Here is an 18069-nt window from a genome sequence, read left to right as displayed (position 1 = left end):
CAACAAAAATAGGAATATTATCCCCACCTGGGTGTAGCCATCTTAGCATCACGTCGGTCGCGGCCATCGGGGCGCCGCGTCAGAACGGGAGTGCACGGATGAGCCGTATCATGTGCAAATTGGAAGAGGATGTCGCCCGGGCCCGCCTTGCCCAGAGTGCCGTCGCCTACGCCTTCGGGATCTCGCAACGCGAGCTGGAAGCACCGACACGACGATCACGCGAGACCGCGCTGGCCCGCCAGGCCGCCATGTATCTCGCCCATGTTGCCTTTGAATTGCCGATCAGCCGGGTGGCGCTGGCTTTCGGGCGTGACCGCTCGACGGCGGCCCATGCTTGCCATCGCATCGAGGACCGGCGCGATGACCGGGCCTTTGACGACTATATGGACGCGCTGGAAGCGGCCTTGCGCACGGCACCGCGCTTGAGCGCCCTGCAACGCCTGGCCGGTCTGGAACGCTTCGAGCGCCCGGAGCGACTGACATGAGCGCGCCGCGCTGGATGCGGGCCCTGGCCCGTCCGGGTGCCCGGATGCTGCCGCCGGGAGAGATCGAGGCGCGGGCGGTGGTGTTGCCGAAAGGCGACCGGCGACGTCGGCCGACGACATACCTGTCCGCCAGCCGTTTCGAAGAGGCGATGCGCTGTGGCTGGCTGGCGCGTCGCGAGAATGGTCTGGGCCTGTCGGCGGACGGCCAGGCGGCGCTGAAAGCCGGCACGCGCGGTGAGGACCCGGACCCGGCGGCACGTCATCGCGAGATGGAGGACCGGTCGCTGATCACGCCGGATGGTTCACTCAGGACCGCCCGCGCCAATCGCCGTGAAGGCCCGCTCGGCCCTTGGCTCGATGGTCTCGAACCGCACCAGCGCCAGGCCGGCGAACGTTTCATCAGCGATTATCACCAATCCACCCTGATGAGCCCGGTCACCCGCAACTGGTCTCCCACCGCCCAGCGCCGCAGCGAGGGCCGCCGCAAGGGTCCGGAAGACGCGGCCGTCTCGGCGCTTGCCGCCAAGGACAGGGTCATGGACGCCCTCGACGCCCTCGGCCCCACCTTTGCCCGCGTCATCGAGGCCGCGCTCGTCCATGAAGACAGTGCCGCCGCGCTGGAGCGCCGTTTTGGCTGGGCGGCGCGGTCGGGCCGCACAGTGCTTGGCCTGGCGCTGACGCGGCTGGCAGAGATCTATCGGCTGGTTTGAGGGAGGCTTCACCCTGTTGCCTCTCCACTTGATTTTTCCCGGGCGTAGACCCGGGACCCACGAAACGATCCGGCGAGCGATAAGTTTCCCGTAGGTCCCGGATCGCGCCAGGGCGCGTCCGGGAAAAATGGAGTGTGGGGTTAAGGTGTGGCGCTCGTGCGCTCACCCCGTCATTCATCCCTTGCCGAGATGCGGCCTGCTTGCCGACAAGTGATGTATGGATGCTTGCGAGCGACGGCTCGGCTGTTGGAAATCTCACCTTCCCTGGTACGCCCGCGGGACATTGCGCGCCGGCAGCAAGAAAGGCGCTCCGGCCTTTTCTTCCCCGCAATGCGGGAAGTGGGCCGACGCGGGAGCGTCGGGTCGATGGGGCTGAGCGAAGAGAGGGGAAGTCCATGCCGCCTGCGGCGTCACCCCACCGCCACGCCCTCTCGGGGCGTGGCACCTCCCCACGGGATGGGGAGGAAAAATCATCGAGCCCCTAAAGCGCTTCCGCTTCACCCCGTATCCGCCCGATCATCGAGGCCAGGCCATTCGAGCGTTGCGGGGAGAGGTGTTCGGCGAGGCCGATTTTGGCCAGCACGTCGCGGGCATCGACGGAGAGGATTTCTTCGCCCGTGCGGCCGGAGTACAGGCGCACCATCAAGGCGGCGAGACCGCGCACGATGTGGGCGTCGCTGTCGGCGCGGAAGGTGAGGGTATTGCCGGCGGTCTCGGTGACCAGCCAGACCTGGCTGACACAACCTTTGACGCGATTGCCCTCGGTGCGTTCGTCCCCGGGCATGTCCGGCAAAGCCTTGCCCATGTCGATGAGATAGCGGTAGCGCTGCTCCCAGTCGTCCAGAAGGTCGAACTCGTCCACGAGGTCGTCGATTTCAGTTTGGATATCTTGTGCCGTCATGTCAGCGCCGACGTAGTGCGGGCGGGGCGGCGTGGCAAGCCGGAGGTGCGGTTTGCAGTCAGTTCGCGCCGGTTGGCGCGGTGATTACGGGGAAGCGGTCAGGATTTGGCCCGGGCCGGGGTGGGCGCATGGGGTGTCGGAGACGTCGACGAGGCTGTCTGGCGTTCCTGATGGTCCTCGATGGCGTCACCAATGCGCGACACGGCCATCTCACCGAGGAAGCTGCCAAGTCGGGCGGCTTCGGAACCGGCTTCACAGATCACTTCGTTTTCGGCGCACCAATCCGAGACCTTGGCGGTTGCGTCAAGGCGGGTCTCGGCGGTGTTGAACGGCAAGTCGATCGCGTCGCCCGCAAAATCCTGCGGTACGAAGAAACTCACGACTGCCAGCCAAAACGCGGCGCGCAGTAAAAACATCATGTTCGACCTCACTCATGACCGAAACCGGGTGTACCGATCTCAATGCAGGATAGAGGCTAGGGAGAATTCTCAGTAATAGCGAGCGATTACGGGCTTTACCGAAAACGGTGTGCGAATTCGATCCGCGAATTTTGTGTAAAATTGTCGATAAATTCGATCTTGTCTCTGATCGGGACACGTTTCGTTAACATTTGGCGGGATTCCGCGAAAACCAACGTTCAAATTTGACTCAATTCGCGCTGCTTCCCAGACACCGGCTGACGTCCATCAGGGCGTGTTCGGCGATGCAGAAACTGTCTTCATACATGAAATGCCCGGCGGCGACGCATTGCTGCAGGTCAAGACGGACCCAGGCGAGGCAGCGTTCGACCACCGGATCGGCCAGCAGGGCGTCAACCACCTGGTCGGTACGGGCCGGGTCGCTATTGTTCAGTGATTGCAGGGCCGCGACCGAGAGAATGCGGCCGATCCGGCTGCGGTCCGGGTCGGGCACGGCTTCACCGACGGTCAGCGTCAGCTGCGGCGCGACCGAGGCGCGGTCGGACAGGGGCGCGGCATCCATGTGTTCAAACAGGGCGGAGGCCGGCAGGCCATTGTCGAACCCGCCGGACAGCGTCATCAGGACTTCGTCCGTCATGTTGATCGGCTGGCTGCCCATCACTGACAGTTCGGCAAGGCGGTCGGACCGGTCGCCATAGCTGCGATTGGCCCAGCGTTCACTCTGCAGGTCGTAGGCGGCGGCGCGATAGCGTTCGGAGACTTCGCGGATCTCGGCATTGTCGGCGGCCATGGCGTCGACGACCGAGTCCTGGGCATCCTCCGACGACGCGAAACTGGTCGCATAGGTCGGGTCGTACATCAGGCCGGTCATGGCCGCTTCCGGACCGTAATAGTCGGCCAGCTCGCGGACCTCGTCGAGATATTCCGGGTGGCGGGCGGCGATGATGGCAGCATAGGCGATCCAGGCCCGTACCAGGCGTTCCTCGCCATAAAAGGCGGTCAGCCGGTTCATCGCGGTATCGAGGTCCTGGCTCGAGGCGATGGGAGCCGAATGCAGGTCTGCGATCACACCGTGATAGGCGGCGTATTCGCCGGCCGAGCGTTCCACAAGTGTCGGATTGCGCGGTTCAACTTGTCCAAGCTGCAGCACGGGCGCGGCCGGTGCAGCGCTGGTCGCATCGGCCGGCGTTTCCGGCACGGTCGACGCAGACGGCTCCGTGCCGGACGGTTCGCTGGCAGGCGGTGTGGCGTCCTGGAGTGTCAGACTCATGCTCATGCTCAGCGCGCCGATGGCGAGGAGAGACGTCAACATTACACAATACTCCTTTGAACCCGGCTCATACTGCCTTGCCTTGAACCCGCATCCAAGGGGGGTAGCGTGATGAATTATCACGACGCTTACCGCATGGGATGCGTAAACGAACAAAGTTTAAGATTCAGTATTTGTTAACGTCGAAGGCGAAGATTCCATTCAGCAATAAAAGCGAGTCGCACCGGTTCGACATGAAGCCGAAAACGCCTGCCATAGCAGCCTGGTTCGCACGCCAAGGCGGAACGCTTGTCAGCCTGATCTGGCTTGGCACGCTGGCGGCTGCCTTGCCGCGGCTCTGGCCAATCCTTGACGGCGGACCGCTGGAGAAAACACTGCTGGTCGCCGGCATCGCCGCGCCTGCCCTTGTCTCCTTCCTGCTGATACCCCGCATGGAGCGCGCGTTCGAGCGTTTCCTGCTGGCCTTGGTGTGGACCGGCTTCGCCGTCGGCGTCACCCTGACCGGCGGCGGCGTGACCGGTATAGGCGTGCTGGCCTTCCTGCTGGCACCGGCGATCGCGTCGGCCTGCGGTGAGCGTGATGGGGTCGTCAAAGCCGCGGCCCAGTCGGGGCTGGCGGCGCTGGTCGTGGCCGGGCTGCAGTTGACGGGTTTCGTTGCGCCGGCCCCGATGTCGGTCGAACTCCATCTGCCCTTCGTGCTCGGTTGCGTGCTCACCCTGTCGACCGGTTTTGCCTTTGGCGCCCTGCGCGCCGTGCATGATGCCGACAAAGCCCGGGCCGAGGCCGAGCGTGGCCGGGTTCGCGCCAAGGCGTTTGATGCCTCGCCTGTCCCGCTCATTGCCTGCGATGCCGACGGCCATATCCTGGCCGCGTCGAAAGGTCTGCGTGACTTGTCACCCGGCCTGCCGCGCGAGCTCAAGGGCCTGCCGCTGGCCGATCTCGGTTTTGACGAGGATGACCGCGCCCAATTGGCCGCCTCCGGTCGCCGTGCCGCCCTGCGTGATATTGACGGCCAGCTGGTGGTGCGGGGGACTCGGGGGCACAGCGAAGATGTCCGCGTCCAGTCGCATCCGATCCATGGCGGTTCGGTCATCGCGCTGGCCAAGGATAGCGGCCCGGCGCTGGAAGCCGCGCTCAGCCAGGCCCGTCGCGATCGCGAAGCGGCCGAAGAAGACGCCCGCGCCAAGTCACAATTCCTGGCCTCGGTCAGTCATGAGCTGCGCACGCCGCTCAATGCCATTATCGGCTTCTCCGACGTCATGAAGGCGCGCCTGTTCGGGCCGCTGCCGGCGCGCTACGCCGAATATGCCGACCTGATCCATGAAAGCGGCCAGCACCTGATGGAGCTGATCGGCGACGTGCTCGACATGTCCAAGATCGAGGCCGACCGCTATGAACTGGTGCGCGAGACCTTCGATATCAGCGAAGTGGTCAACCTGTCGGCCAAGATGATGCGCCTGCAGGCAGAAGAGGCCGGCATCAATCTCAAGATCAAGCGCCATGACGGCCCGGTCCTGGTCGATGGCGACCGCAAGGCGCTGCGCCAGATCCTGCTGAACCTCTTGTCCAATGCCGTGAAATTCACGCCCAAGGGCGGCGCGATCGTGGTGATGGCCCGCCCGTCCGGCGGCCAGCTTGTGCTGGCGGTCGGTGATAGCGGTGTCGGCATTGATCCGGCCGAAGCCGGCCGTCTCGGCCAGCCCTATCAGCAGGCCGCCAATGCCCGCGACATCGACAAGCGCGGCACCGGTCTTGGCCTGTCGCTGGTGCGCGCCCTGTCCGAACTGCATGGCGGCTCGATGAATATCGCCAGCCGCAAGGGTGAGGGCACCACGGTGACCATCTCCCTGCCCATCCTCGCCGAGGACCAGGCCGATGTGGAGCCCCTGCCGGGCCTCGACGTCCGCCAGCAAATCCAGCGCGCCCAGGAAGCCAGCCAGGACATGACGGTGGCGAAAGCGGACGTGGCCTGAGGGCTGAGACGGAAGCGCCCCTCTGGGCCAAGCCCCATCTACCGCCATCGGTGAACAGTTCGCGCGACGCGCAGACCCGCCCTTACATTGCTTGTCAGCTAGCGCGCCAGACGCGGTTTGCGAGGTCAAGGGCGCGAAGCGCCGCTGTGCGGTTACACCCTTGAGCTCGCAAACCGCGTCTGGCCATCTCTCGGCAAGCGATGAGTGGGTGAGTGGGCGCCGGGCGCCAATGCCCACAGCATTTCTCCCGGACGCGCGCCAGCGCGATCCGGGACCAACGGGAGACTCATCGCCTGTGGCGGCGTTCCGTCGGTCCCGGGTCTTCGCCCGGGAAAAATGGTGGAAATGCTGTGAGCCCTAGCCCTTCGGCTTGCGCTTCAGCGTTGCGCCTTTCTCGAACGGCTTTCCGCCGTCCTTCTTGAAGCCGGGCTTCTTGCCGGCCGGCTTGTCATAGCCGCCGGCCTTTTTCTTGAAACCGCCCGGCGCGGGTTTGCGCTTGCGGGCCCAGGAACTGTCCTCGCCCTTGTCGGGCCGGGCATTGGGGTTGGTCAGGTCGCCGGCGGGGCGGGCCTTGGCGGTCGGACGGTCTTCGTTCGAGGATGACGGCTTGTCGGCTCGCGGACGGCGGGGCTTGTCGTCCTTTTTCCAATCGGACTTGTCGGCCCGGGGCTTCTTTTCCCAAGGCTTGTCGTCACCGCCGACCGGTGTGTCAGCGCGGTCAAAATCGGGCTTCGGCTTGCCCTTGAAGGGGCGGTCACCATCAGCCTTTTTGCCATAGGGTTTCTTCTCGTACGGCTTCTTGTCGCCATAGGGTTTCTTGTCCCCATAGGCCTTCTTCTCATACGGCTTTTTCTCGTAGCGTGGCTTGTCGCCTGACGTCTCGCCATCACGCTCGCGCTGGTCATGGGGTTTGCGGTCCTCATAGGAACGCGGCGCGCCGTCATCGCGATTGCGGCTGACCGGATAGCCGTCGCTGTCGGTCTCGCGATGGCGGGACTTTTCGCGGTGACGCATTTTCGGCGTGCGGGCATCGGTCGGCCCGTCATTCGGTCCGGCGCGCTCCATCTGCGAGCCGTCATCCGGGGTGACACGGATATTATTCTCGCCGCCGCCGTTTTCAGCCAGGGCCTTGGCGAAGCGGTCGGCATGTTCGGCGTCGATCTCGAAACGGGTCTCGCTCTCGCCAATCTGGATCGAGCCGATCTCGCGCTTGGTGACATGACCGAGGCGGCAGATCAGTGGCAGCAGCCAGCGCGGCTCGGCCTTGGCCTTGCGGCCGGCCGACATGCGGAACCAGACGCTGGCCTTGAAATTCTCGCGCGGTTTGCGCTCGGGACGGTCATTCTGCGCGGCGGGGCCGGACAGCAAGTCTTCGGCCGACGGCAGGGTCGCGAGGCGGGCGCGCAGGAAGGCGGCGGCCAGTTGCTCGGCGGTGAATTTTTCCAGCAGGGCGTCGGTGTCGACCTTCATCGCCTCGTCGATCTCTTCGGTGAGGATCGGATCGGCCATCAGGCGTTCGCGGTCTCGGGCGCGGACATCATCCGAGCTCGGCGCCTCGGCCCATTCGGCCTGCAGCTTGGCGTCGCGCAGAAGACGGTTGGCGCGGCCGCGGCGGGTGTGCGGCACGATGATCGCGCAGACGCCCTTGGCGCCGGCCCGGCCGGTGCGGCCTGAGCGGTGCAGCAGCACGTCGGAATTGGTCGGCAGGTCGGCATGGATGACCAGTTCCAGACCCGGCAGGTCGATCCCGCGGGCAGCGACATCGGTCGCCACACAGACACGGGCGCGGCCATCGCGCAGGGCCTGCAGGGCGTGGGTGCGTTCCTTCTGGGTCAGCTCGCCGGACAGGGCCACGGCGGCAAAACCACGATTGCCGAAGCGGGCGGCCAGACGGTTCACCGCCTCGCGCGTGGCGCAGAAGATGATGGCGCGCTCGGCGTCGTAATAGCGCAGCACATTGATGATCGCATTCTCGCGATCGGACGGGGCCACCGACAGGGCGCGGTATTCGATATCGGCGTGCTGACCGCGCTCGGAGACTGTCGAGATGCGCAGCGCGTCCTTCTGGAAGCGGCGCGCGATGTCGGCAATGGCGCGCGGCACGGTGGCCGAGAAGAGGAGGGTGCGACGGCTCGCAGGCGCGGCGTCGAGGATGTATTCGAGGTCTTCGCGGAAGCCGAAATCGAGCATCTCGTCGGCTTCGTCCAGCACGACGGCCTTCAGCTGCGACATGTCCAGCGCGCCACGCTCGATATGGTCGCGCAGGCGGCCCGGCGTGCCGACCACGATGTGACAGCCGCGCTCCAGCGCCCGGCGTTCGGTGCGCGGATCCATGCCGCCGACGCAGGAGGCGATGCGGCCGCCAGCCTCGCCATAGAGCCAGGACAGTTCACGCTCGACCTGCAGCGCCAGTTCGCGTGTCGGGGCCACAACCAGCGCCATCGGCAGGTCGGGCATGTTGAAATTGGTGTCGTCGCCCAAAAGCGTCGGAGCCATCGCCATGCCGAAAGCGGCGGTCTTGCCGGAGCCGGTCTGGGCCGAGACCAGCAGGTCGCGCCCGTCAGCATCTTCCGCGATCACAGCGGACTGGACTTCGGTGAGGGCGGCATAGCCCTTCTTTTCAAGCGCAGCAGCAAGGGCCGGCGCAATGCGCGGATTCAGAGTCATATGGTGCTTTTCCAGTGCCAAAATGCCGGCCACACCCATCAGCGGCCGGGTTCCATCAGTGTCCCGGTAAGGACGCCGAGAGGGCGACTGGCCGGAATATGCGGGGCTTTAGCACAGGACAGGCGGCAAAGGCCAATGGTGTGGCAGCAGGGCGGGCATGCAGATGTGGGGGTGAGGCGCGAACGGGTGATCGGCAGGTCATGAGAGCGGGGCACAGGTCCTCGGATGAGTGTGCCAGGTGTCGTCCGATGTTTCGGAACCGTGTCCGGTCAGCTTGCCGCCTATCATGGCGAATCTGCGCATTGGCTGATTTATTGTTTTGCGACAGGACCGTTCTGTGGTGGACTATCAATTCGCATGACATTTTTGCTGTGTCGGTTCGACTGCGTGATCGGCCCCGCAACCGGAGCATTCGCGTTGGAGAGACAACCCGCCGGCTCGGAGCCCAGACGCTTCCTGATCATCGATGATGACGATCTCGATCGGATGGTGATCGAGCGCAAGCTGGGTCAGCTGGAGCCGGGTGCAGTGTGTTGCCACGCGGCGACCGCCGAAGATGCGCTTCGCCAGGTGGCCCGGGGTCCGGCCTTTGACGCTGCATTCGTTGATTTTGCCATGCCGGACGAGGACGGGCTGAGCACCATTCGCGCGCTGCGGCGGCAAAAATCGCTTGAGCTGGTGCCGGTGATCATGGTCACCGGGAGCGCAGACCCGGTGCTGGCCGCGTCGGCCATCATCGAGGGAGCGGATGCCTATCTTGGCAAGGAGGACATGACCGACTCGCGGTTCGCCTGGGCGCTCGTCAGTGCGACCGAGCGGGCGAGATTGCGCCGCGAGGCCCGGGCCAAGGAGGTCGCGATGCGTGAATTTGCGTTCAACGCGGCCCATGATCTCAAATCACCGCTGAACGGGATTACCGGATTTGCCACGCTGCTGGCGAAAGCCGTCGACGGTGTCTCGCCCCAGGCCCGGGAGTTTGCGGCAAAGATCCGGACCCAGGGTTTCAAGATGGCGGAATTGATCGACTCGATGCTGGACTACGCGATTGCCGGTGAAGCGATCGGCGAGACCCCGGTCGTCGCCCTGCAGGATGTTGTCGACGATGCCATCGCATCAACCCGGGCTGCGTTGGACGCGGTCGGCGCGACCGTGCATGTCAGCGCGACCGGCCAGGTACCCATGGACCGCCTGCAGGTCGAGCGGGTCTTGCGCAACCTCATCCTCAACGCGGTCAAATACCGCTCGTCGGCACCTCCTGAGATAACGATCCGGACCCGCGACGAGGCCGGTGGCATGGCTGTCGAAATTGCCGATAACGGGCTGGGCGTTCCGGCCGATCTCCAGGACCGGATTTTCGAACCCATGCAGCGCGCGCACCAAGAATCGGCAGACGGGCACGGTCTGGGTCTGGCGATTTCCCGCAAGATCATCAATGCCCATGGCGGCCGGATCTGGTGCGAGACACGACCTGACGGCGGTAGCCTGTTCACCTTCACCCTGCCCGGAGCCTGACCGGATGGCGCAGGCCCCGCCTACACATCTCTCTGCCCTGCTCACCCGGGCCGGACCCCATCGCGGGCATATTGCGCTGGCGCTGGTGTCGATCGCGATCTGCGTCACCGTCATGATCGGCTGGAAGCTGGGTCTGGAAACGGTGGTGCGGCTGTCTCCGACCCTGTCGCCGATGCAGTTCAACACAGCCCTGGCGCTGGCGCTGGTGGGCATCGGGGCGATTGCCGGGAGCCTGCGGTATCGCCTCGTAGCGGGCGTCCTGGCAGGAGCGGGGGCAGGCATTGCCGCCCTTAACCTGCTTGAAATCGCGACCGGTGTCCGGCTGCCGCTGGATGAGTTGTTCCACGCCCATCAATTTGTCGAACCTGGCGCCATTGCCGGCCGGATGTCGCCCAATTCTGCATTGGCGATCCTGTTGATGGGGCTGACCGTCTTCGTGCCCCAGATCCGATTGTCGGGTCGACCAATGCCAGGCGCGGCGATTGCCGCCTTCATGTTCAGTGCGGCGGCGATCGGCGCGATCGCGGCGTCGGTGATCGGCTATTTGATCGGCGCCGCGGAAGTCTTCGGGTTTGTGCCGGAAACGCGGATGGGTGTGCTGACGACGATCGCGGCGACCTGTCTGGCGGTTCCGATCTGCGAGTCGATGCTGGCGGCCCTTCTGCGTCGGCGCCGTTTGCCCGTGGCGGGCCTGCTGGCCGGTTTCGGTCTCGCACTGGGGATTGTGCTCGCGTCCGCGCATGGTGCCATTCGCGAAGATGCCCAGAATGCACGACGCGCCCAGCTCGACCTGGAACTGGGATATGTCGCGCGCCAGCTTTCGGGCAGCATTGCCGACCGGGTCCTGGCGATGGAACGCATGGCGCAGAGATGGGGGCGGGTCGGCGGCCTGTCAGAGGAGAACTGGCGTGCTGATGCGCTGCGCTACGCCTCAGACTATCCGATGATTCAGGCTGTCAGCTGGGCCAGGACCGATGGCATTCTGGCCTGGGTGGAACCCCTTGCCGGCAATGAAGAGGCGGTCGGCCTTGATCTGTTCAGCTTTCCGGATCGACGCGCCGTCTATGAGCGTGCCCGCGACAGCGGCCGCACGGTTGCAACGCCCGTTCTCGATTTCGTGCAGGGCGGCAGGGGCTTCATCACCATGTCACCGGTTTACGTGCGCAATGGTGAGTTCGACGGGGTCATGAATGCCGTTTTCGTATTGTCTGAGGTGGTCTCGGCCATGCCGGTCTCACCGGTATTGGGCGAGGCGGAGCTGATCCTGGCGGACACCACTACCGAGATGATTATGTGGGACCAGGTCCAGGTCCTGGACGGGACTTTCTTTGTCGGCATAGGGCAGGACGCCGCAGCCGTGCTCCAGCCCCGACAGGTGATCGCTGACCTGGTGCTGGTCCTCGGCCTCATTTCCGGCGGGCTGGCCCTGCTGGCCTCGGCTGCCCTGCTTCGCACGCTGGCGCAGAACCGGCAGATCGCGCAGACCAATCGGGACCTCGAACAAGCCAATTCCGAACTCGACAGCTTTGCCTATCTGGCCTCGCACGACCTGAAATCGCCGATGCGTGGCATCCGGCAATTGGCCGACTGGCTCGAACAGGACATGGCGGCGAATCTGTCCGAGGAGGCGCGGCGCTATCTCGGCCTGATTCATTCGCGGATCGGTCGCTTGCAGGACTTGTTGGATGCCCTGCTTGAATTCTCCAGGGTCGGGCGGAATGCGATGGTGCTGGAGAGCGTCGACGTGCTGGAGGAGGTCCGGCGCGCCGTTGCCTTGCAGGATCTTCCCGGGACGTGGACGGTCGACATCCGCGGCGACCGGCTGGAGGCGAGGGTCGACAAGAATCTGCTTCTCGTGATCGTCGCCAATCTTGTCCGCAATGCCGTCAAGCACCACGACCGGGAGGCCGGGCATTTGCAGGTGGTTTTGACCTGTGATGTGGATGACTGGACACTGGCCGTGATTGACGATGGGCCGGGCATACCTCGTGAGAAGCAGGAACGGGTGTTCGAAATGTTCCAGACTCTCAAGGCTAAGGATGTTGTTGAGGGCAGCGGCATGGGATTGGCGATTGTGTCCAAGGCTGTTGCGCGTTTGGATGGCGGTGTCCGTGTCGTGTCGGATCCATCCGTAGAGCGCGGATCCCGTTTTATTGTTCGATGTCCGCTTGTGGTGAGGGAAGCTGATGCATCTCAATCGTGAAATTTCCATCCTGTTGGTCGAGGATGATGATATCGACGCCGAGGCTGTTTCCCGGGGTCTGCAACAGGCCCGGGTTGCCAATCCGGTTGTACGGGCCCGCAATGGCGAGGAAGCGCTTGCGATTTTGCGGCGGGAGGACGGGGCGCCGGGCATCCGGCCTCCCTATCTCGTGCTTCTCGACCTCAACATGCCGGTGATGAACGGGATTGAGTTCCTGAGGGAGCTGCGCGCCGATCCGGCGCTGACCCGGGCCGTGGTCATGGTGTTGACCACCTCGAACGCCGACAGGGACCGGCTTGCGGCGTTTGATCACCATGTGGCCGCCTATATCCTCAAAGCCCGGGCCGGGGCCGAGTTCGAGGCCGCGATCAAGCTGATCGGGCATTACTGGCGCTACGTCGAATTTCCCGACTGATGCCGGCCGCTGGCGGGCTTGCGGCCGTTGGTCAGGCCTTCGCCTTGGCCTTGTCGGCCTGCAGGATCAGCTTCCGGTAGTCATTGAGATCACCATCATAACGCGTCGCGCGGCCATCCTTGACCAGCCAGAGCTGGTCGGCCGTGCCTTCGGCGAGATAGACGTCGTGGGTGATCAGGACGACGGCGCCATTATAGTCGTTGAGGGCGTAGATCAGCGCTTCGCGGCTGTCGATATCAAGGTGCGAGGTCGGCTCGTCGAGGATCAGGATGTGCGGCTTTTCCAGCGCCATCAGGCCGAGCAGCAAGCGCACCTTCTCGCCGCCGGACAGTTTCTCGATATTGGTTTCGACCTTCTCGTAGGGAAAGCCCATCCCCGCCGCCACGGCGCGGCAGCGTGACGGGATTGTGCCCTCGGGCAGGGCGTCGCGGACATGGTCGAGCACGGTTTCGCCGGGGCGCAGCTCATCCATCTGGTCCTGCGAGAAATAGCCGATGCGCAGGGAGCGCGCCGCGGTGCGTTCGCCGGACATCAGCGGCAGGCGGCGGGCGATGGATTTGACCAGCGTCGTCTTGCCCTGGCCATTGGCGCCGACAATGGCGATACGGTCATCGGGGTCGAGGCGCAGTTCGACACCTTTGAGAATTTCCGCGTCCTTGCCGTAGCCGACCGAGGCGCCGCGCAATTGCAGCAGCGGGGCGGCCAGCTTGTCGGTCGAGGTGGGGAATGAAAACGGCGTCGTGCGTTCGGCGATCGGGATGGAGATGTCCTGCATCTTCTGCAGCCGTTTCACCCGTGATTGGGCCTGGCTCGCCTTGGAGGCCTTGGCCCCGAAACGATCGACGAAGGATTGCAGGTGGGCTCGGTCGGCTTCCTGTTTGGCGCGCTGGCTTTCCAGCAGCGCAGTCTTGGCGGCGCGCAGTTTCAGCCAGTCATCATAACCGCCCGGCGAGATGGAGAGCTGCTTGTGTTCCAGCGCCAGGGTGTGGGTGACGCAGCGGTTCAGCATTTCCCGGTCATGCGAGACGATCAGCACGGTGTGGGGGTATTTCTTGAGATAGGTCTCGAGCCAGGCGGCGCCCTCGAGGTCGAGATAGTTGGTCGGCTCATCCAGCAGCAGAAGGTCGGGCTGTGAGAACAGCACGCCGGCGATCGCCGCCCGCATCCGCCAGCCGCCGGAAAATTCGCGCGTCGGGCGCGACAGGTCGGCATCGGTGAAGCCCAGACCCATCAACACTTCCGCCGCCCGGGACTCCGCCGACCAGGCGTCAATATCGGCCAGGCGCATGAAAATTTCGGAGATGCGGTCCGGATCGGTCGCGGTTTCCGATTCCTGCATCAGGGCATGGCGTTCGGCGTCGGTGGCCAGTACCACGTCCAGGATGGTCTCGTCGGACGGTGCGACCTCCTGCGCCACCCAGCCCATGCGGGCACCGCGATTGAGGCGGATCGAGGCGTCGGAGGAGGGTTGGTCGATCTCCTCGCGGATCAGCTTCAACAGGGTCGACTTGCCGGTCCCGTTGCGCCCCACCAGTCCGACTTTCCAGCCGGAAAAAATCTGCGCCGAGGCATTCTCGAACAGCGAGCGTTCACCGATGCGATAATCGAGGTTTGAAATCGTCAGCATTGACGGGGTCCAACGGGCGTTGAAGTGGCCGGAAAAAGGGGTGGTGAGGGCCGGACTTCAACCGCGCCGCATCACCCGCCGGACATCACGCCCGTACTCTTGGCCGGGGTCATAGCGGCTGAAGGGCGATCCGGCCAGTGCTGGCTGCGGTGAGGGGAAATTCGAACCCTTGTCATCCCCGCTGGATGTCCGGCGAAGGCCGGACGCAAGGCGGGGACCAACATGTTGCTATCAGCTGGGTCCCTGACTTTCGCCCCGCCTTCGCGGGGCGTCCATCAGGGATGACAACAGGGGAGAGCCCCGTGCCCTAACTCCGCACCTCACCGCGGTCAGCCCCGCGCAGAAACGCCAGCGCGGCAGCGAAGTCGCCGATTTCGATGTGGTGGCGGGCGACGATATGGCCGTGTCGGTCCATCAGTTCGATGCGGGCGGTTTCGCGCGGGTCTCGTGCAGCCAGCGCGTCGGCGGCCGAGATCGGGAAGTCGAACAGGGTGGCGCGGTCTTCACCGGCCAGGGTGGCGGCGGTACGACCGGCATCGCGGCCGCTGGCCCAGACGCGTGTCTCGGCAAAGCGGGGCGGGGTCCAGCGAGCCCAGGGGGCGTCGGTCGGGCCGGTATAGGTGCCGCCCATCGTGGCATCATACAGCGTCGGCTGGCGATCCATGTCGCGCAGGACGAGAATGGCCGAGGTGGCCCGCTCATTGCCGGGCAGGGTGAGGCTGAGCTGGCGCTGACCGCTGCGGGTCGAGACCCCGATCTTCAGATCGCCCTGGTCCTGCAAGATCGACCAGACCGGCATGTCCGGCATGATGCCGCGGCTGGCCGTCCAGGTGAATTGCGCGCCGGGGAAATCCATCGCCGGAATGCGGACCCAGCCGGCAAAGGCGTCGACGACGCGGTTTTGCAGATCGCCGACGGCGGGGTCGTTGCAGGCAATGCCGGACGCTTGTTGTTGCAGCTCACGGGCATAATCGTCGAGGGCGTGCAGCGAGATGCCTTCACGCAACAACAGGCCGCGGGCTTGCAGGCGGGCAGCGTCAAGGGCGTTGCGCTGACCGGCCGTGAAGAGGTCGCAGCGGGCATCGACCGCGAGGGCGAGTTGACGCTCGCCATAAATGGCGGCGGTCGCATCGTCGGCCAGGGCCGGTGCGGCCAGGCTGGCCAGCCCCAATCCGAGGCAGATCGTTTTGATGATCGCGTGCATGACAGATCCCGCTTGCATGGGACCTGTCTAGCAGGCGGGCTTTGATGCCACGTGAAGAAGGGTGGTTAATGCTTAGCGAATTCAATTACTAAGATTTACGGCACTAGGCTCGGGCCCGGGCCTGTTTGCGGCGACCGAAGAAACCGCGCACCAGCAGGAGGAAAGCCGCACCGAACAGCAGGAAGGCGGCGTCGCGGGTATGGTCGACGGCGAATTCCTGGACCCGTTCGACCAGGCTCGGTGCGACCACGGTGTAATCCAGTGCGGTGACCCCGCGGGCACTCCAGACCGCAGCCCGGCCTTCCAGTGCCGTCCACAGGTCGGACCGGGCCAGCGAGCGACCGGCGGCCTCGAAGGAGGCAATGTCGGGTGCGGTCAGCGTGCCGATCCAGCGACCATTATTGGCCTGGTCGCGGAACAGGGAGGCGACACCGATCCCCACTTCATTACCGGCTTCCGCATCCGCGGCGTCGGCATAGGCGGCGGCGGCGAGGCGCATCAGGCCGCGTTGTCCGCGCGAGCGTTCGGCAGCGCGCAAGGCGGCGCGCAGCTCGGGCGGGGCATTGCGGTCAACGGCGGCGATCTCGGTCGAGCCGGGCCCGATGACCAACAGGTTGTGATTGGCCGGGGCGGTCTCGCTGGCATCGCCATACCAGGCATAGAGCCACGCTTCGCCGGAGATCAGCGCGGCGCGGGCGAGGACGGACAGGGCACCATGGCGGTCGGCGTCGAACTGGGTCGAGAATTGTACCGCTGTGCGAGACCCCTGATCGGCACTGAAGGGCAGGCCGCTGTCGGCAAAGGTGCGCAGGTCGGCATTGGCGTGCAGCGTGCGGGCATCGCGGATCTGACGTGTGCCGAGACGGGTTGCCGTCATCGCATCGGCGGCGAGGAAGCCGCGGCGATAGCCGATGAAGGAGCGCGCTGCCATCAGGCGGGCCGCGGCGGTCGCCTCGTCGAGATTGCGGCCGGTAACGACCAGATGCGGCAGGCCGCGTTCATTGCGGAAGGCGATCTCCGGACCGGTCGAGCGATCACCCGAGCGCAGGGCGGCGCGGTCGTCGGCGGCGAGACGGTCATTGTCGGCGATGCGGACAATCAGGTCGGCCTCGTCGGCATTGGCGGTGAAGAGCGGGACCTGGCCGGCGCGCAGGGCGAGACCTTGGGCGACCAGGGCTTCCAGCGTCACTCGTTCACGGCTGGCATCGGTGATGAGGGCGATCCGGCGCGGCGCGGCAAAATCGGCAGCCAGCGCCTGTTCCAGGCTTTCCAGCGTGTCGATCGGTGCCACCGGCTCCAGCGTCAGCCGCATTTGCGAGCGACGGGCATCGACAATCCAGCCGGCGGCCGAGGTGTCGGTGGAATAGGCGATCTCGAGCGTGTTGCTGCCGGGACGGAAATCAGCGGAGAAGAGCGCGAAACGGGCTTCCATCGGCCGTGCCTGCGGCCGGATGGTGATCGCTTCACCGCCATTGACCGAGACATGGATCAGGCCGGCCGTGCTGTCGCTGGCCGGGCGGGCCGCCAGGCGCAGCCAGGCTTCCGACGTCTGGACATGCGGCGGCAGGGTGAAATCGATCCGGGCCAGCCGGCGCGTGGTGGAGAGGATGAAGGCGTCGGCGCCGCCATCGAGATCCGACAGGCTGCGCTCTTCCGTGTTGACCGGAATTGTATCAACCTCTGCCGCAGGCGTTTGTCCCGCCGCCGCGTCGGTCGATCCTGTACTCTGGCCCCAAACGGCAAATGTGCCGGACGCAACGATAGCCAAAGCGGCAACCGCAGACGACAATACTCGTACCAACATAGAACGCTCCCTCACCCGTTTACAGATTATTAAGCAATTGGGCGGCCAGCAACGAAAATGAGTGCTCTGAAATCAAAATTCTGGGTCGACGCCTTGATTCGCAGGGCTGAATTGGGGTTGGCGGCGATTTATGTGATTCGCCGGGGAGACGAAGATGCCGGGGCAGTGCTCGTGAAGGTGGTAAGTGGGCCGTCGCTGGCACAGCTTTATGTGCCGTCGCGGGACGAGGAGGGCAGTCGTATCTGGACCTGCCGGCGCGAAACCGACGAGGCCGAGCTCGACGCCTGGTGCCGCAAGCGCTTCGACCAGGACCCGGATCTCTGGCTGATCGAGATCGAGGACCGGCAGGGGCGGCATTTCCTGACCGAGCCGGTAGACAATCCTTAACGTCACCGCGCTAGGGTCAGTGCGGTTCCAACAGCTCAACAAGGTTCGAGTTTGCGATGTTGTTTCTTTTCAACGATGTCGTCTTCGACCTGGGTGATCTGAAGAGCGTTTTGCGCTCCGGCAAGATTCCGCTTTCGACCGCCCAGATCGAGACTTTGACGGCCGCCCAGCTGAATTCCCTGGTGCGCGAGGCCGTGTTTGCTGACCCGCATATCGCCCACAGCAAGCCGGAACATGTGCGCCATCTGGTGGCGCTGATCAGCTTTGTCGCGCCCGGCGCGAATGCGCTGTTGGCGGTCCGACCGGACGACGCCACCGGCTTTCAGGAGGTCGGCCTGCGCTATGCCAATGTCTCGATCACGACGCTGGCTTCGCTGTGGCGCGATCAGACCAATGGCGATCTCACGGCGCATCAGATCAATGATCAGGTCTGGCTGGCCGCTTGAGGTGGCTTGCCTAGCGGCCCGGTAACAGGGTAACCGAACGCCCTGC

General features: G+C 64.9%; 15 protein-coding genes. 8 read left to right on the top strand and 7 right to left on the bottom strand.

The window, feature by feature from the left end:
* Positions 1-98 precede the first annotated feature (98 nt).
* A complete protein-coding gene (locus AWH62_RS13675; RefSeq protein WP_075191051.1) occupies positions 99-485 on the top strand; it encodes a helix-turn-helix domain-containing protein in 387 nt (128 codons plus the stop codon).
* The gene (locus tag AWH62_RS13670; protein ID WP_143743064.1) at positions 482-1195 is read left to right on the top strand and encodes a DUF6456 domain-containing protein; all 714 of its coding nucleotides are present in this window, start codon (positions 482-484) and stop codon (positions 1193-1195) included. Before AWH62_RS13675 ends, AWH62_RS13670 begins: the two co-directional genes overlap by 4 nt.
* A gap of 481 nt (positions 1196-1676) precedes the next feature.
* Here the strand turns inward: AWH62_RS13670 and AWH62_RS13665 are convergent, their stop codons facing one another.
* The 3 genes from AWH62_RS13665 to AWH62_RS13655 all read right to left on the bottom strand — a co-directional run bounded on the left by AWH62_RS13665 (position 1677) and on the right by AWH62_RS13655 (position 3827).
* Positions 1677-2096, bottom strand: coding sequence for a SufE family protein (locus AWH62_RS13665; RefSeq protein ID WP_075191049.1), 420 nt, complete (start codon positions 2094-2096; stop codon positions 1677-1679).
* Positions 2097-2194: 98 nt separating this feature from the next.
* Positions 2195-2515, bottom strand: a complete 321-nt coding sequence (locus tag AWH62_RS13660; protein ID WP_075191048.1) for a hypothetical protein — start codon at positions 2513-2515, stop codon at positions 2195-2197.
* 229 nt (positions 2516-2744) lie between these two features.
* Positions 2745-3827 (bottom strand): hypothetical protein, encoded by a 1083-nt coding sequence (locus tag AWH62_RS13655; RefSeq protein WP_075191047.1) that lies wholly within the window; start codon positions 3825-3827, stop codon positions 2745-2747.
* A gap of 191 nt (positions 3828-4018) precedes the next feature.
* On the opposite strand from AWH62_RS13655, the gene AWH62_RS13650 reads away from it, so the two are divergent.
* Entirely contained in the window at positions 4019-5758 is a 1740-nt protein-coding gene (locus tag AWH62_RS13650) for a PAS domain-containing sensor histidine kinase (RefSeq protein WP_075191046.1), read from the top strand.
* A gap of 357 nt (positions 5759-6115) precedes the next feature.
* Here AWH62_RS13650 and AWH62_RS13645 read toward each other — a convergent pair whose 3' ends face one another.
* Complete coding sequence (locus AWH62_RS13645) at positions 6116-8425, bottom strand: DEAD/DEAH box helicase (RefSeq protein WP_075191157.1); 2310 nt, start codon at positions 8423-8425, stop codon at positions 6116-6118.
* 417 nt (positions 8426-8842) lie between these two features.
* Between AWH62_RS13645 and AWH62_RS13640 the strand changes: the two genes are divergently transcribed.
* From AWH62_RS13640 to AWH62_RS13630, 3 genes are read left to right on the top strand one after another with little or no spacing between them, the layout of a single operon-like run.
* Positions 8843-9937, top strand: coding sequence for a HAMP domain-containing sensor histidine kinase (locus AWH62_RS13640; RefSeq protein WP_158025633.1), 1095 nt, complete (start codon positions 8843-8845; stop codon positions 9935-9937).
* 4 nt (positions 9938-9941) lie between these two features.
* Positions 9942-12140, top strand: a complete 2199-nt coding sequence (locus AWH62_RS13635) for an ATP-binding protein (protein WP_075191044.1) — start codon at positions 9942-9944, stop codon at positions 12138-12140.
* The gene (locus AWH62_RS13630) at positions 12124-12555 is read left to right on the top strand and encodes a response regulator (protein ID WP_075191043.1); all 432 of its coding nucleotides are present in this window, start codon (positions 12124-12126) and stop codon (positions 12553-12555) included. Before AWH62_RS13635 ends, AWH62_RS13630 begins: the two co-directional genes overlap by 17 nt.
* 31 nt (positions 12556-12586) lie before the next feature.
* Here AWH62_RS13630 and AWH62_RS13625 read toward each other — a convergent pair whose 3' ends face one another.
* From AWH62_RS13625 to AWH62_RS13615, 3 genes are all read right to left on the bottom strand, one after another.
* A complete protein-coding gene (locus AWH62_RS13625; protein ID WP_075191042.1) occupies positions 12587-14182 on the bottom strand; it encodes an ABC-F family ATP-binding cassette domain-containing protein in 1596 nt (531 codons plus the stop codon).
* 307 nt (positions 14183-14489) lie between these two features.
* A complete protein-coding gene (locus tag AWH62_RS13620; protein ID WP_075191041.1) occupies positions 14490-15386 on the bottom strand; it encodes a hypothetical protein in 897 nt (298 codons plus the stop codon).
* A gap of 103 nt (positions 15387-15489) precedes the next feature.
* Positions 15490-17190, bottom strand: coding sequence for a cellulose biosynthesis cyclic di-GMP-binding regulatory protein BcsB (locus AWH62_RS13615; protein ID WP_143743063.1), 1701 nt, complete (start codon positions 17188-17190; stop codon positions 15490-15492).
* A 57-nt stretch (positions 17191-17247) separates the two neighbouring features.
* Between AWH62_RS13615 and AWH62_RS13610 the strand changes: the two genes are divergently transcribed.
* Both AWH62_RS13610 and AWH62_RS13605 read left to right on the top strand, forming a co-directional pair.
* Positions 17248-17577: a DUF1491 family protein gene (locus AWH62_RS13610; RefSeq protein ID WP_075191039.1), complete on the top strand. Its 330-nt coding sequence runs from the start codon at positions 17248-17250 to the stop codon at positions 17575-17577.
* Positions 17578-17633: 56 nt separating this feature from the next.
* Positions 17634-18023: a hypothetical protein gene (locus AWH62_RS13605; RefSeq protein ID WP_075191038.1), complete on the top strand. Its 390-nt coding sequence runs from the start codon at positions 17634-17636 to the stop codon at positions 18021-18023.
* The last annotated feature ends 46 nt before the right edge of the window (positions 18024-18069 follow it).

Source organism: Maricaulis sp. W15, from assembly GCF_001924955.1.
GTDB classification, from domain to species: Bacteria; Pseudomonadota; Alphaproteobacteria; order Caulobacterales; family Maricaulaceae; genus Maricaulis; species Maricaulis maris.
Note: the sequence above shows the minus strand (reverse complement) of the source record. Positions and strands in the feature narration are given on the sequence as shown.